The following is a 13,520-nucleotide window of genomic DNA, read 5'->3' as shown; positions in this document are numbered from 1 at the left end:
ATGCCTGCCTGCAAACCACTGACAATGCTACTCAACCCCGCGCCCATCTGCTGCATGGCGAGCATCAGTTGGCCGATTTCATCGCGGCGAGAAACCTCGATATGCCCGCTCAAATCTCCTGCGGCGATACGTTGTGCGATACCAATGACACTGCGCAACGGCTTGACGATCAAGCGGGTGATCAGCATGGAGGCAATCAACCCCACCAGTAGCGCAACGATGGATGAACCGATGATCTGCATCGCATTGGTCTGCAATTGCGTCTGCATCGAGTGGTCTTCTGCGGCATAGGCCTGGTTCACCAGTTCCACCACTTGCCGGGCGTTGGCGGCCAGCTGCAAGGATACCTTCGCCTCATCGGCAAGCAGCCCGGTGTACTCATTGAGTTTGTCGGTGAAATTGACGATGTGGGTACTGACCTCACCGATGACCGTGAGATAACCGTCATCCTTGATCAGCCCCTTGAGCTCTTCTGCCAGCGCCCGTGCTTCATCGGCCTGTTCGATCTTGCCGGTTTTGACCTCGTCACCCGAGCCGGTTTTGCGGCTCTTGTCCAGACGCACCCGGGCCTCATCCATTGCCTGCATCATCAGTTTGGAAACCTGGCTGACCTGGTTAGCCTGCTCAATGAACTCCGCACCCTGCTCGCCTTTGGAGTCCTTGAGGCCATAGGTGCCGTCATCCGTCAGACCTGACTGCAGAACGTCGAGGTTATTGGCAACACTGGATACTGACCAACTGGCCATTTCCAGGGCCAGATCCTTGCTCTGGCTGATGTCCACGAACTGATCAAAGGACTTTCGATAGTCTGCCAGCGCTTGCTGGACCTGACTCATCATTACCTGAGTGGCGGGCGACTGACTCTTGAGCTGCTCGGCCTGCGCATTGAGCTGATCGATACCGGCGTGGAGTTGTTCGGCGACCTTAGGGTCACTGCGCAACGCATAATCCTGCTCCAGCAACCGAACCTTGAGCAGCTCACTGTTGAGGGAGGACATCTGTTTGAGGTCATCGAAGTGGCCACTGATGTTCTTCAGCGACCAAACTCCAATAGCTGCCACCACAGCGGTCAACAGCAAAACCAGGAAGAAACCCACACCGAGTTTTTTCGCCATCCCGAGATTGGCGAAACGTGCTTGCACGGCCGAAATCATAGCGATCATTCCCCATTGGAATAGCGATGCCCCGAAGGCCTTTTCAAATGGCCATTCAAGAATCATGCAGATTCGCAACGAGGCCGGGGATATACAAGATGTTGACGCCCAAATAATGGCAATTAGCTATGCGGGCGTCGTTTTCAGGATGTTTCGGGCAGGCTTGAAGTTTCTCGGCGGTCAGCGCGTCGCGGCAGCGACCAGCAAAGTGCCCGAATCTGCGTCAAGGGAGGCCTGAGTGCCCAATGGCACCGCATGATTGACGTCACCATGGCCAATGGCAAAGCCGCCCACCAGTGGAATACCCAGCCCGCAAAGGCGCTCCATCAGCACGCTGGAAGGCGTGATGGCGCCAGACGTCTTGGGCTCGGTGAATTGCCCGAGTGCTATGCCCACGACGCCATTGAGTACGCCGCTGTTAAGTAGTTGGGTCAGCATACGATCAACCCGGTAAGCCGCCTCGTTCACTTCCTCGATCAACAGAATCGCGCCAGTCAGATCCGGCATGAAGGGCGTTCCGACACTGGTACTGAGCATGCAAAGATTGCCACCCAGGAGAATGCCCTCGGCCGCGCCGCTGGTGCGGACATTGAACGTCGGCTCGGTCGCATCGGCTGTGACCCGTACCGGTGCGGTGCTCATGGTCGCGTGCCAGACACTGCTGGCGAAGACGCCACCGCGTTCAAATTGCGCAGCCACAGGGCCATGAATGGTCGCCAGTCGCGCATGAACCCACAGCGCTTCATGGATGGCAGTGATGTCGGAGAAGCCGATCACCAGCTTCGGATCACGTCGCACGGCATCGAAATCCAGCCCCTGGACGATACGTTGTGCGCCGTAGCCGCCGCGATTACAGAAAATCGCCCGGATATCAGGGTCAGCCAGTGCTGCGTTAAAGTCCGCCAGCCGATGCTCATCTGTGCCGGCGTAGAAAGAATGGGTGTCCAGCGCATGAGGGTAGATCCGGGGCTTTAGGCCCCAGCTTTGCAGGACCTGCGCGGCACTTTCGACTTTAGCGGCAGCCACCGGGCCCGCGGGGGAAACCAGCGCCACTGCGTCACCTGCACGCAGCACGTTTGGATAAAGGGTTTGCAGACAATTGGAGAACATCAGGCCGACTCAAGCTTCAAGTAAGTAGCTCAATGTAGTGCACAAGCCACTAATGATCTACCTGCATCATTAACGGTCGCTATTTAGCTGAGCTTATCGTTGGAGCGCTTACCACGCGCGGCTTGCAGGCGCGTAACACTGCTTCGTAACCAGCGCAGGAAGCCCGGCGAGTCGGGTGCCACAGGCTTGCTCTCAAGCATCGCTGACCGCGCTGCGGCGCGAAATTTCGCCAGGCCGGCCAACGCTCCGCGCAGCTCGGGGTGATCCTTGACCCAAGGTTCCAGCTCTGAGATTGCGATGCGATAGACCATGCAATCGGTGAGCGCACAGGATCGTCCCAAGGTCGGCGACTGATCGACAAACCCGGTTTCCCCCAGCAACTCTCCCGGCCCCATCCGCCCCACCTCTAACCAGCCATCGGCCCGCTCAAGAGAGACGGAAACAACACCCGACTCGATGATGTACAGCGAGTCCGGCACTACTCCTCCCGCGAGAATGACTTCCCGAGGGGCGAAGATAACCAGGTGCATATGGCGTTCCAGCTCAGCCAGATCGGCATGACTCAACATGCGCAATGCACCCACGGTATTGAGCACTGCCGACATCCGCGTCGCTGGCCGCGCCTGATCCTGGCGGGGTTCGCTGGCGGCCAGCTGGCGATAGATCAAATCGTGCAACTGGTTGCGCACCGCAGAACGGCGGTCACGGGATTTGACGTAGCCGGTGACCTCGTACTCGACACTGCGCAGCCCGGCCTTCACCACTACCGCACTGGCAGCCGGCTGGGGCAACAGTTCCCGGCAACCCTGCAGCGCCTTGTCGATGGAATCCAGCACCAGCTTGGGACGCAGCCGAACCGTCAGCTCAAGCTTCAAAGTGAACGAGTGGAAATGATCTGGCCGGCTGAAATTGACGATGCGGGTCTTGGCAGCCATCGCGTTGGGGATCACCGCCATGCTGCCCTCGGCCGTTAGCAGATGCGTCGAGCGCCAGTCGATCTCGATGACTTTGCCTTCGATGTCATCGACCCTGATCCAGTCGTCGACCCGAAACGGCTTGGTGGCATTGAGCACGATGCCGGAAAACACGTCGCTCAAGGTGCTCTGCAAAGCCAGGCCAAGGATGATCGCCACTGCGCCGGAAGTCGCCAGCAGCCCTTTGACCGGCAAATCGAGCACATAGGCGGCAGCAGCAACCACTGCAACCAGAAAGATGATGGCGCTCAGCACGTCCTGTAATAAATGACCCTTGCCGCCAATACGTGGCGCCAGCACCACACTGGTCAATACCGTCAGCGTTCGCGCACCAAACAGCCACCAGGCAATACTCAGCACCGTCGCCAGCACATGACGTGACAGAGGCAGTTCAGTGGAAACCATCCCCAGAGGGCTCAGGCCAGCGTCCAGCAGCACCTTGCTGAACATTAGAAACAGGACCAGACGGCCGACGATCTTCCAGCGCAGCCAACCAGGCTTCACCCAATGCCACAGGGTCATGTCCACCAGCAGAATCAGCGAGGCACTGATGAAAGGAAATGCAATCCACGGGGCGTCCATCGACAAGCTCCAATCCATCGGCAAGAGTGACCGATGCGGGAGAGCCTAGCCCTGTAGGAGCTCACGAGCAACGCGAGGCAGCGATAGCGGCGTGCCTGCTAAAACGCCATCGCTGCCTCGCGTCGCTCGTGAGCTACGGGTTATGCGTTTTCAAAGCCACCGATTGCCCATCATCGAACTGGATCACCGCGCATTCGCTGATCAACCTTCACTTGTGGGCCAGCACGTTAGCGACTTCAATGAATCTTTCGCCTTCATTCGAGGACCTGCCATGACCACCCAGACCAACCGTCAATTTCTGCTCAGCAGACGTCCCACCGGCGCGGCCAGCCGTGAAGACTTCACCTATCAGGAAGTCCCGGTCGGCGAGCTGACTGCCGGGCAGATCCTGGTCAAGAATCACTATCTGTCCCTGGACCCCGCGATGCGCGGCTGGATGAACGAAGGCAAGTCCTACATTGCACCTGTGGGTCTCGGCGAGGTCATGCGTGCGCTTGGGGTCGGTGAAGTTATAGCTTCGGAAAACGACCAATTCACCGTGGGTGATTTCGTGCAGGGTGCGTTGGGCGTTCAAGACTATTTTCTCGGCGAGCCCAAAGGCTTTTACAAAGTCGACCCGAAACTCGCACCGCTGCCGCGCTATCTTTCCGCGCTGGGCATGACCGGGATGACGGCCTACTTCGCCCTGCTTGAAGTGGGCACCCCCAAAAGTGGCGATACAGTGGTGATTTCAGGCGCTGCGGGTGCCGTCGGCAGCGTTGCCGGGCAAATCGCCAAAATCAAAGGTTGCCGGGTGGTGGGTATCGCGGGCGGCAAGGAAAAATGCCAGTCGCTGATAGATGAATTGGGTTTTGATGGGGTTATCGATTACAAAAACGAGGATGTCGCCGCCGGATTGAAGCGCGAATGTCCGAATGGTGTGAACGTGTATTTCGATAACGTCGGCGGTGACATTCTCGACGCCGTGCTCAGCAGGCTGGCTCCCAAGGCTCGGGTGGTGATTTGCGGTGCCATCAGTCAGTACAACAACACCACCGCTGTTAAAGGCCCGAGCAACTACCTGTCACTATTGGTCAATCGCGCGCGCATGGAAGGCTTCGTGGTCATGGACTACGCCAGCCAGTTTGCTGCCGCAGGCAAGGAAATGGCGGGCTGGATGAACGAAGGCAAACTCAAGAGCCGCGAAGACATTGTCGACGGACTGGAGACCTTCCCGGAAACTCTGCAGAAGCTGTTCAAGGGCGAGAATTTCGGAAAGTTGGTGTTGAAGGTCTAGAGGCAGAAACGCAGGACCTGCTGGAGCTCACCGAGGTTACGAGGCGAGCGATGGCGGCGTGTCTACACACAGCCATTGCGGCCTCGCGCTGCTCGTGCGCTCCTACAGGGATTTGTGGAGTACTTACAGCCCCAACTCAGCCACCACAGCCGCCAGCGCCTTGGCCGGGTCGGCAGCCTGGCTGATCGGACGACCGATCACCAGATAGTCGGAACCGGCATCCAGCGCCTGACGCGGCGTCAGAATACGGCGTTGGTCATCCTGCGCGCTGCCGCTAGGGCGAATACCCGGGGTGACCAGTTGCAGCGCAGGATGCGCAGCCTTGAGTGCCTGGGCTTCCAGGGCGGAACAGACCAACCCGTCCATGCCGGCCTTTTCAGCCAGGGCTGCCAGCCGCAATACCTGTACCTGCGGATCGACATCCAGACCGATCCCGGCCAAATCCTCACGCTCCATGCTGGTCAGTACCGTCACGCCAATCAGCAACGGCTGCGGGCCGGTACGCTGGTCAAGCACTTCTCGGCAGGCCGCCATCATGCGCAGTCCACCGGAGCAATGCACATTGACCATCCACACACCCATCTCGGCGGCAGCCTTGACAGCCATCGCTGTGGTGTTGGGAATGTCATGGAATTTCAGGTCGAGGAACACTTCAAAACCCTTGTTCCGCAGGGTTTCCACGATATCCGACGCACAGCTGGTGAACAGCTCCTTGCCGACTTTTACCCGGCAAAGTTTCGGATCCAGCTGATCGGCCAGCTTCAAAGCGGCGTCACGGGTCGGGAAATCCAGGGCGACGATGACAGGAGTCTGGCAGACGGACATGAGCGGGTTCTCTGGTAGGTCGAAATCGGCGCGCATTGTAGCCGAACCTGTCGGCGGACGGTAATCGATCCGCCGAGCTGAACCGATACAGCGCCATGAACGCGCCCTAAATCAGACGCTGCCAACACTTTCACGCACCAAAGCTGCACCATCGTAAGTCCTGCAAACGAGAACGGTTCTACAAACGACGTTTTCTGGACCAATACGACAGTGGTTCGCTGACTGGCATGGTGACTGCAACAGGATGTTTCGATGCTTTGATCGACTCAGGGAGAAAAAAATGACTACGCAACTCAAGCCCACACTGGGCACGCTGCATCTGTGGGGGATCGCGGTCGGTCTGGTGATCTCGGGCGAATATTTTGGCTGGAGCTATGGCTGGGGTGTCGCCGGAACCCTGGGGTTCCTCGTGACCTCGCTGATGGTCGCGGCGATGTACACCTGTTTCATTTTCAGTTTCACCGAGCTGACCACCGCAATTCCCCATGCAGGCGGGCCGTTTGCCTACAGCCGCCGGGCGTTTGGTGAGAAAGGCGGGTTGATTGCAGGCCTCGCCACGCTGATTGAATTTGTTTTTGCGCCTCCGGCCATTGCCTTGGCCATCGGTGCGTACCTGAACGTGCAGTTTCCCGCTCTGGACCCCAAACACGCGGCGGTCGGTGCCTACATCGTATTCATGACTCTGAACATTCTTGGCGTGAAGCTGGCCGCAACCTTCGAGCTGGTAGTCTGCGTGCTGGCTGTGGCCGAGTTGCTGGTGTTCATGGGTGTTGTCGCGCCAGCCTTCAGCTTTAGCAACTTTGCCCTCAATGGCTGGGCGGGTTCGAGCACCTTCGGGCCAGGAGCGATCGCCGGCATGTTCGCGGCCATCCCGTTCGCCATCTGGTTCTTCCTGGCCATCGAAGGCGCTGCCATGGCCGCGGAAGAAGCCAAGGATCCCAAGCGCACCATCCCTAAGGCCTACATCAGCGGCATCCTTACCCTGGTGATCCTGGCCATTGGCGTGATGTTCTTCGCGGGCGGCGTCGGCGACTGGCGCACACTGTCGAACATCAACGATCCACTGCCGCAAGCTATGAAAACCGTGGTCGGGGAAAGTTCTGGCTGGTTGCACATGCTGGTCTGGATCGGCCTTTTCGGCCTGGTGGCAAGCTTCCACGGGATCATTCTGGGTTACTCGCGACAGTTCTTCGCCTTGGCTCGCGCCGGCTACCTGCCGTCCGGGCTGGCTAAACTGTCACGCTTCCAGACGCCCCACCGCGCCATCATCGCGGGCGGCGTGATCGGCATCGCTGCAATCTACAGCGACGGCCTGATCAACCTGAGCGGCATGACCCTCACCGCAGCGATGATTACCATGGCAGTGTTTGGCGCCATCGTGATGTACATCATGAGCATGCTCAGCCTGTTCAAACTGCGCAAAACCGAGCCGCTGCTGGAACGCACCTTCCGTGCGCCAGGTTACCCGATCGTACCCGGCATCGCTCTGGCGCTGGCTGTGGTATGCCTGATTGCCATGGCCTGGTTCAACATGCTGATCGGCCTTATCTTCCTGGGCTTCATGGCCGTAGGCTTCATTTACTTCAGCCTGACCGCGCAATCCCGAGCCGAAGCCCCGGCTGATGCCATGCTGACCGGCTTGTAAATCGCAACCGGTAAAGGTGCATAGGACTACACTTGAACCATTGAGCAGCCGCGCTGCTCAAACGGTGACATAAAAGGAGAACCTTATGCCCTGGTATGCCTGGTTGATTTTGCTGGTTGCGATTGGCTCGATCGTCGGAGGCTTGATGATGCTGCGTCAATCAGCACAGAAGGTTCCGCTGACCGAAGAACAGCTCAAACGTGTCCACGAGCGCAATGCTGAAATGGATGCCAAAGAAGCTAAAGACCGCTGAAAACGCTCAAGGCGGTGCATCAGATGCGCCGCCTTGTTGTTTTAACGTGGTTGTTCAGCGTGACTCCTGAGCCCTGTCTCCAGCGACCGCGCGAGTGCTTTCCATCGGCAGCACAGCAATCCTGAACGGCTGGAAGATCCTAAGCATTTGCCCATTCTCCCGCAGCTGCTGCAGCAACGTGTCGAACTGGACACCGCTGATCGGGGATTGCGGGCGTAGGAGCGCGAAATGCCGATAGGTCTGATCGACCCGCTCCGACACCAATAACTGACGGGCCTGCTCTTGATTGCGCGCCATGAAATCGCTCAGGTATGAGCGAGTGACCAACGCGATATCCGCTCGATCACGCAGAATCATCAGCAAGTTGCTGTCATGGGAGTAAGTCAGCGTAGCGTTGAACTTCTCGCTCAGGTATTTCGGGTCCGCATTGAATTGAGCGAATGCGTAGTGATAACCGCTGAACAGCGCAAGACGCTTGCCTTTGAGCTCATCAAAATAGCTTTGCCCACGCCCCGAGGTCTTGCGGGCGACGAAAATCTCGGCGTCTTCAAGCTTCATGTCGACGGTTTCGTGGGGAATGTGCTGCCAATCCCAGTCAGGGTTTTCGAAGATCGCCATGTCGATGCGCCCCTGCTCGAAATCCCGGAAGCGCCGAGGGATCGAGGTAGGCACTAGAACAAACTGGAAATCCTTCTGCACCTCATTAAGGGCCGCAATCAATTCGGGTAATAGTCCGGTATCGGCACCGCGTTCGGGGCGGATGGTATAAGGCGGAAAATGTGCGGCACCGATGCGTACAACTTGCACAGCACTGGCCTGCATGGTCAACGTCGCGGCGACGACTGCCATCAAGGCTCGCCACCCCATTTGCACAGACAAAGACTTCAAGACTGCGCACCCCTGAAAATCAGATACCGTAGGCTTTATTGACCAAATAGACAATTAACCAAAGGTAGAAAGATGGCTCATTTTTCACTGAATGCCATCATCAGGGCACCGATAGACGGATCGAGTGTCGATGTATTAGCCAGCCAGGACGAAAACGTCAGTCAGGGCCGGTTATCGGTAATGCCAGCCCCAGCCGTTGGACGTCAATGACTGAATATGGCTACGCTAGCTCGAAATGGATTAACGACTCTGGGATAGGAGCTTCACATGCCGCACTGGTTGGTGATTGATCTGGAGGCCACGACCGAGGAAGGTGGCTGGCCCGTGGCGGAAATGGAGGTCATCGAAATCGGCGCCACCCTCGTCAATCAGGACGGACGTGAGCTGGATCACTTCGAGCGTTTCGTGCGGCCAGTGCGTCGGCCGCTATTGACCCATTTCTGTCGGGAACTGACCCACATCAGCCAGAGCAGTATCGACAGCGCAGCGCCGCTGACCGAAGTCTGGCCTATGTTCGAGCGCTGGCTTGGGCATCATCGGGCGCGGATCGTCGGTTGGGCAAGCTGGGGCGACTACGATCGCCAGCAGCTGGAGCTGGAATGGCGTCAGCATCAGCTGACCAGCATTCTCACCACCCTGCCCCACGTCAACCTCAAGCAACGCTTCGCTCAGGCGCGCCAATTGCAGCGCGCGCCCGGGCTGAATGGTGCTTTGCAGCTAGCGGGAATGCAGTTCAGCGGACAGCAACATCGCGCCCTGGTCGATGCTCGCAACACTGCGCGATTGCTGCCGCTGATTCTGCCCAATTGAGTGAAATGCCCGGCCTAAAGCTGATGACGGGGTTTTAAAGCTTGGGCATACTGGCCGCCCCCTTTTCAGCCCACTTTCGAGGAATCGCCATGTTCAAAGTCAACGAATACTTCGACGGCACCGTTAAATCCATCGCGTTCAGTCAGGCTGAAGGTCAGGCCACCATCGGTGTCATGGCCGCCGGGGAATACGAGTTTGGCACCGCACAGCGGGAAATCATGCATGTCATCTCCGGTAGCCTGAGCGTGAAACTGCCAGACAGCAGCGACTGGGAAACCTTCGCCACCGGCGACCAGTTCAATGTACCGGCCAACAGCAAATTCCAGCTGAAAGTAGCTGTGGATACTGCTTATCTGTGTGAGTACCGCTGAGTCACTGACACGGCGCTTTCATGCGAAAGACAGAAAACCTGTAGGAGCGCGCTTGCCCGCGATTCAATTCTAAAGTCAGCGAATTAGTCGCCTTTAAGAAAGCCATCGCGGGCAAGCGCGCTCCTACAGTTCAGCCCGGCTTCAAACCACCGTTTCCCCCCGAGCAGTGAACTGCAACGCCGCAAGTCGTGCATAAAGCGGGTTGCTGGCGATCAATTGCCGGTGCGTGCCAATCGCCACCAGACACCCCTGATCAATCACTGCAATACGGTCCGCGTTCTGTACGGTCGCCAGCCGATGCGCGATCACCAGGGTGGTGCGCCCTTTCATCAGGCTCGGCAACGCTTCCTGAATAAGGTGTTCGCTTTGCGCATCCAGCGCGCTGGTGGCTTCGTCCAGTAGCAGAATCGGAGCATCCACGAGCAATGCCCGGGCGATGGCCAGCCGTTGTCGCTGCCCACCGGATAACCCCAGACCGCCGTCGCCCAGATGAGTCTGGTAGCCGTCAGCCATTTGCAGAATGAACTCATGGGCGTGAGCGATGCGTGCGGCGGCTTCGACCTGCTCCGACGTGGCGCCGGGGTTGCCATATCGGATGTTTTCTTCAACGCTGCCGAAAAACAGCGCCGGGGTCTGGGACACCAGGGCGAAGCAGCGGCGCAGGTCTGCCGGGTCCAACTGCGCAATAGGCAGTCCCTCAAGCAAAATCCGGCCTTGCTGCGGATCGTAAAAGCGCAGCAACAAATCAAACAATGTTGATTTCCCTGCCCCTGAAGGGCCTACCAGCGCCAGGGTTTCTCCTGGATTGATGCTCAAAGTCAGGTTATCCACGGCATTGCGTTCGGGCCTGGACGGATAGGCAAAGCTCACCGCATCCAGCTCAAGCCGACCGTCTACCCGCTCCGGCAGACGCAGTAAATTGCTGTCAGGCGGCGTGATATGACTTTTTGCCTGCAGCAGTTCGGAGATACGCTCCGCAGCACCGGCGGCCCGTTGCAGCTCGCCAATCACCTCGCTCAAAGTGCCAAAAGCACTGCCGACAATCAGCGCGTAAAACACAAACGCTGCCAGCTCACCGCTGGAGATCGTCCCTTCGATCACGTCCATCCCGCCGACCCACAACATCACGGCCACCGCCCCCAGGACCAGGACGATCACCAGGGTAATCAACCACGAACGCTGCAGGATGCGCTTGCGAGCCGTCTGGAAAGCGTCTTCAGCGGTACGGGCGAAACGCTGCTTGTCCTGCTGCTGGTGGTTGTAGGCCTGAACCGTCTTGATCTGGCCCAACGCCTCGGAAACGTAACTACCGACATCCGCCACCCGGTCCTGACTCTCCCGTGACAGGCTGCGCACCCGACGGCCAAAAATCAGAATCGGCGCCAGCACCAGTGGCAGCGCCACGACCACGATACTGGTGAGTTTGGGATTGGTGATGAACAGCAACGCGATGCCGCCGATGACCATCAGTGCGTTGCGCAGGAACATCGACAGCGATGAGCCGATCACCGATTGCAGCAGCGTGGTATCCGCGGTCAACCGGGACTGAATTTCAGAGCTGCGGTTATTTTCATAGAAGCCTGGATGCAGATCGACCAGATGATCGAACACCTTCTTGCGCAGATCCGCCACCACCCGCTCGCCAATCCACGAAACCAGATAGAAGCGCATGAAGGTGCCCACGGCCAGGCCAAGTACCAGCATCATGAACAGGCCGATGGACTGATTGAGCAGCTGAGGCGAGCGAGTCACGAAACCCTCATCGACCATCAACTTGATGCCTTGCCCCATGGACAGGGTGATACCGGCCGTGACGATCAGCGCAAGCAACGCGCCCATGGCCTGCCAGCGGTAAGGCGCAACAAAGCGGGCGGCAAGACGGATGGCCTGACGCTGGCGACTGGAAAGCAATGAAGCCATGAAAGTGAACCTGCTGCAAAGGCTGAAGCGGCAAAGCCTACACCCATAAAGACAGGCTTTGGCTAGTTACCGTACAGCGGCGGCTAATGAACTCTGGCGATAAGCGCCAGTCAGCATGAATATGATCGTTGGCGAACCCGGCAGGTGACGAATGTCATCCGCAAAGGCTGGCGATTTTCTGCCAATTCTGGTGGAGTAAACGGCGTTTGATGTGCTGAGTGATGTCACGGCGGATTCATCAAGCGTGGATACAGTGAACACCTGATGAAGGAGACAACCCATGAGCTTGCAAGACAACAGCAATCAAGTCCCGGTAGTACGAGCCAACCCGCAACTGCCAGTCGGTGGCGCGATCCTCGACAAAGACGGGCGCGAAATCGTGATTACTGAAGAAATGGTTCAGGCGGCATGTCAGGAATGCGACAAAAACTGGGTAGCGCCAAACAAACAAGATTAAGAACAGAACTGGGCGGCTGCCCGGTTTTATAACCCGACGCCAGGTCGGGTTTTTTCTGCCTGACGTTTACCACCCTGGACTCAGTTCGCAGTAGCGAGGCTTGCCCCCAACGCTGATACCAGTTGCTCCAGCGCCTCGGACTGTCCTTCGATACACACGCTCAAGCCTTCGATTTCACGGCGTGGCGGGTAGTTTTTGCGCAGCAGGTCGAAGGCCAGCGGCTGGCTCAACTCACCGACCAGGCTGCGGCGAAAATCCGCATCGTCGCGACGCGGATCATAAACCCCACGGCACAGCGTGCTCAGCGCCCAGGCAAGGTCAGTACCGGCATCAAGCGTGACTTGCGCCAGCCAGGGCTTTGGCAACAGATCGGCGAGGCTGATCCGCGGGGTCATCCCCAGATGGGCACAAAGCGCCTGATAGATCTGCGAAGTGCCCCGCTGCCGGCCATCCAGGCTGTAGCCGGCAATGTGCGGGGTTGCGATTACGCAGAGATCGGCCAGCGCCTCTTTCACGATTGGCTCGCCTTCCCAGACATCCAGCACGGCTTGCAGGTCATCGCGGTCCAGCAGGGTTTCGTATAAGGCGATGTTGTCCACCAACGAGCCACGGCTGGCATTGATCAACCAACTACCCTGTTTCAGCTGTTGCAGGCGCTCCTTATCGAACAGATGCCAGGTCGGCTGATCGCCAGTCCTGGTCAGCGGGGTGTGCAGACTGATCACATCGCACCTTTGAAGGATTTCATCGAGGCTGACGTAATCACCTCCTTCAGCCGCCTGCCGTGGCGGGTCGCAAACCAGTACATTCCAGCCAAGCCCCTGCAATACCTTGATCAGCCGACCACCGACCTGGCCTGCACCCACGACGCCGTAAGTGCGCTGCGTCAGATCCGCGCCTTCGATTTCCGCTAGAGTCAGCAGACTGCCGAGCACGTAATCCACGACCCCACGGGCATTGCAGCCCGGCGCACTGGACCACTGGATGCCGGCCTCCTGGAAATAATCCAGATCCAGATGATCGGTCCCAATGGTGCAAGTGCCGACAAAACGTACTGTGCTGCCCTCAAGCAACGCACGGGTCACCGGCGTTACCGAGCGCACCAGCAGAATATCCGCGTCCGCGACAGAAGCCCGATCAATGGAACGGCCAGGCAAACGCGTGATTTCTCCGAAATCGGCAAAAAAAGCATCGAGCAGCGGAATATTTTCGTCAGCAACAATTCGCATGGTGTACTCCCTGAAGTCGGCGGCAG

Annotated in this window: 12 protein-coding genes and 1 pseudogene; 6 read left to right on the top strand and 7 right to left on the bottom strand. The window is 58.2% G+C overall.

Going from position 1 to position 13,520, the window contains the following annotated elements; genetic code table 11:
• Positions 1–44 precede the first annotated feature (44 nt).
• From IV01_RS27635 to IV01_RS0125695, 3 genes and pseudogenes are all read right to left on the bottom strand, one after another.
• Positions 45–1,115: pseudogene (locus IV01_RS27635) on the bottom strand (HAMP domain-containing protein); the annotation flags it as partial.
• Positions 1,116–1,334: 219 nt separating this feature from the next.
• Positions 1,335–2,264 (bottom strand): S66 peptidase family protein, encoded by a 930-nt coding sequence (locus tag IV01_RS00625; protein WP_032631920.1) that lies wholly within the window; start codon positions 2,262–2,264, stop codon positions 1,335–1,337.
• A gap of 83 nt (positions 2,265–2,347) precedes the next feature.
• Complete coding sequence (locus IV01_RS0125695) at positions 2,348–3,820, bottom strand: mechanosensitive ion channel family protein (protein WP_050508088.1); 1,473 nt, start codon at positions 3,818–3,820, stop codon at positions 2,348–2,350.
• Positions 3,821–4,091: 271 nt separating this feature from the next.
• Here IV01_RS0125695 and IV01_RS00630 point away from each other — a divergent pair, with 271 nt between their 5' ends.
• Positions 4,092–5,096, top strand: a complete 1,005-nt coding sequence (locus tag IV01_RS00630) for an NADP-dependent oxidoreductase (RefSeq protein ID WP_032632066.1) — start codon at positions 4,092–4,094, stop codon at positions 5,094–5,096.
• A 123-nt stretch (positions 5,097–5,219) separates the two neighbouring features.
• On the opposite strand, the gene pyrF is transcribed toward IV01_RS00630, so the two are convergent.
• A complete protein-coding gene (gene pyrF, locus IV01_RS00635) occupies positions 5,220–5,921 on the bottom strand; it encodes an orotidine-5'-phosphate decarboxylase (protein ID WP_032631918.1) in 702 nt (233 codons plus the stop codon).
• A gap of 280 nt (positions 5,922–6,201) precedes the next feature.
• Here pyrF and eat point away from each other — a divergent pair, with 280 nt between their 5' ends.
• Positions 6,202–7,566: an ethanolamine permease gene (gene eat, locus IV01_RS00640; protein ID WP_032631917.1), complete on the top strand. Its 1,365-nt coding sequence runs from the start codon at positions 6,202–6,204 to the stop codon at positions 7,564–7,566.
• An 85-nt stretch (positions 7,567–7,651) separates the two neighbouring features.
• Entirely contained in the window at positions 7,652–7,819 is a 168-nt protein-coding gene (locus tag IV01_RS0125690) for a DUF2897 family protein (protein ID WP_032631916.1), read from the top strand.
• Positions 7,820–7,873: 54 nt separating this feature from the next.
• Here the strand turns inward: IV01_RS0125690 and IV01_RS00645 are convergent, their stop codons facing one another.
• Entirely contained in the window at positions 7,874–8,668 is a 795-nt protein-coding gene (locus IV01_RS00645) for a substrate-binding periplasmic protein (protein ID WP_050508087.1), read from the bottom strand.
• Between the two features lie 306 nt (positions 8,669–8,974).
• On the opposite strand from IV01_RS00645, the gene IV01_RS00650 reads away from it, so the two are divergent.
• Both IV01_RS00650 and IV01_RS00655 read left to right on the top strand, forming a co-directional pair.
• A complete protein-coding gene (locus IV01_RS00650) occupies positions 8,975–9,517 on the top strand; it encodes an exonuclease domain-containing protein (RefSeq protein WP_032631914.1) in 543 nt (180 codons plus the stop codon).
• An 89-nt stretch (positions 9,518–9,606) separates the two neighbouring features.
• Complete coding sequence (locus tag IV01_RS00655; RefSeq protein WP_032631913.1) at positions 9,607–9,888, top strand: pyrimidine/purine nucleoside phosphorylase; 282 nt, start codon at positions 9,607–9,609, stop codon at positions 9,886–9,888.
• A gap of 141 nt (positions 9,889–10,029) precedes the next feature.
• On the opposite strand, the gene IV01_RS00660 is transcribed toward IV01_RS00655, so the two are convergent.
• Positions 10,030–11,808, bottom strand: coding sequence for an ABC transporter transmembrane domain-containing protein (locus tag IV01_RS00660; RefSeq protein WP_032631911.1), 1,779 nt, complete (start codon positions 11,806–11,808; stop codon positions 10,030–10,032).
• A gap of 280 nt (positions 11,809–12,088) precedes the next feature.
• Between IV01_RS00660 and IV01_RS26910 the strand changes: the two genes are divergently transcribed.
• Positions 12,089–12,265 carry a PA1571 family protein gene (locus IV01_RS26910; protein ID WP_032631910.1) on the top strand — a complete coding sequence of 59 codons (177 nt, stop codon included), beginning with the start codon at positions 12,089–12,091 and terminating at the stop codon, positions 12,263–12,265.
• An 80-nt stretch (positions 12,266–12,345) separates the two neighbouring features.
• Here the strand turns inward: IV01_RS26910 and pdxB are convergent, their stop codons facing one another.
• Positions 12,346–13,494 carry a 4-phosphoerythronate dehydrogenase PdxB gene (gene pdxB / locus IV01_RS00665; RefSeq protein ID WP_032631909.1) on the bottom strand — a complete coding sequence of 383 codons (1,149 nt, stop codon included), beginning with the start codon at positions 13,492–13,494 and terminating at the stop codon, positions 12,346–12,348.
• Positions 13,495–13,520 lie beyond the last annotated feature (26 nt).

The sequence above is a fragment of the Pseudomonas syringae genome (assembly GCF_000737245.1).
GTDB lineage: Bacteria > Pseudomonadota > Gammaproteobacteria > Pseudomonadales > Pseudomonadaceae > Aquipseudomonas > Aquipseudomonas syringae_J.
The sequence above is the reverse complement of the archived record's forward strand: the minus strand, read 5'-3'. Positions and strand labels throughout refer to the sequence as shown.

Coding starts and splice junctions, on each gene's coding strand:
- IV01_RS00625 (WP_032631920.1), bottom strand. CDS start 2,264: ATGTTCTCCAATTGTCTGCAAACCCTTTATCCAAACGTGCTGCGTGCA.
- IV01_RS0125695 (WP_050508088.1), bottom strand. CDS start 3,820: ATGGACGCCCCGTGGATTGCATTTCCTTTCATCAGTGCCTCGCTGATT.
- IV01_RS00630 (WP_032632066.1), top strand. CDS start 4,092: ATGACCACCCAGACCAACCGTCAATTTCTGCTCAGCAGACGTCCCACC.
- pyrF (WP_032631918.1), bottom strand. CDS start 5,921: ATGTCCGTCTGCCAGACTCCTGTCATCGTCGCCCTGGATTTCCCGACC.
- eat (WP_032631917.1), top strand. CDS start 6,202: ATGACTACGCAACTCAAGCCCACACTGGGCACGCTGCATCTGTGGGGG.
- IV01_RS0125690 (WP_032631916.1), top strand. CDS start 7,652: ATGCCCTGGTATGCCTGGTTGATTTTGCTGGTTGCGATTGGCTCGATC.
- IV01_RS00645 (WP_050508087.1), bottom strand. CDS start 8,668: ATGGCAGTCGTCGCCGCGACGTTGACCATGCAGGCCAGTGCTGTGCAA.
- IV01_RS00650 (WP_032631914.1), top strand. CDS start 8,975: ATGCCGCACTGGTTGGTGATTGATCTGGAGGCCACGACCGAGGAAGGT.
- IV01_RS00655 (WP_032631913.1), top strand. CDS start 9,607: ATGTTCAAAGTCAACGAATACTTCGACGGCACCGTTAAATCCATCGCG.
- IV01_RS00660 (WP_032631911.1), bottom strand. CDS start 11,808: ATGGCTTCATTGCTTTCCAGTCGCCAGCGTCAGGCCATCCGTCTTGCC.
- IV01_RS26910 (WP_032631910.1), top strand. CDS start 12,089: ATGAGCTTGCAAGACAACAGCAATCAAGTCCCGGTAGTACGAGCCAAC.
- pdxB (WP_032631909.1), bottom strand. CDS start 13,494: ATGCGAATTGTTGCTGACGAAAATATTCCGCTGCTCGATGCTTTTTTT.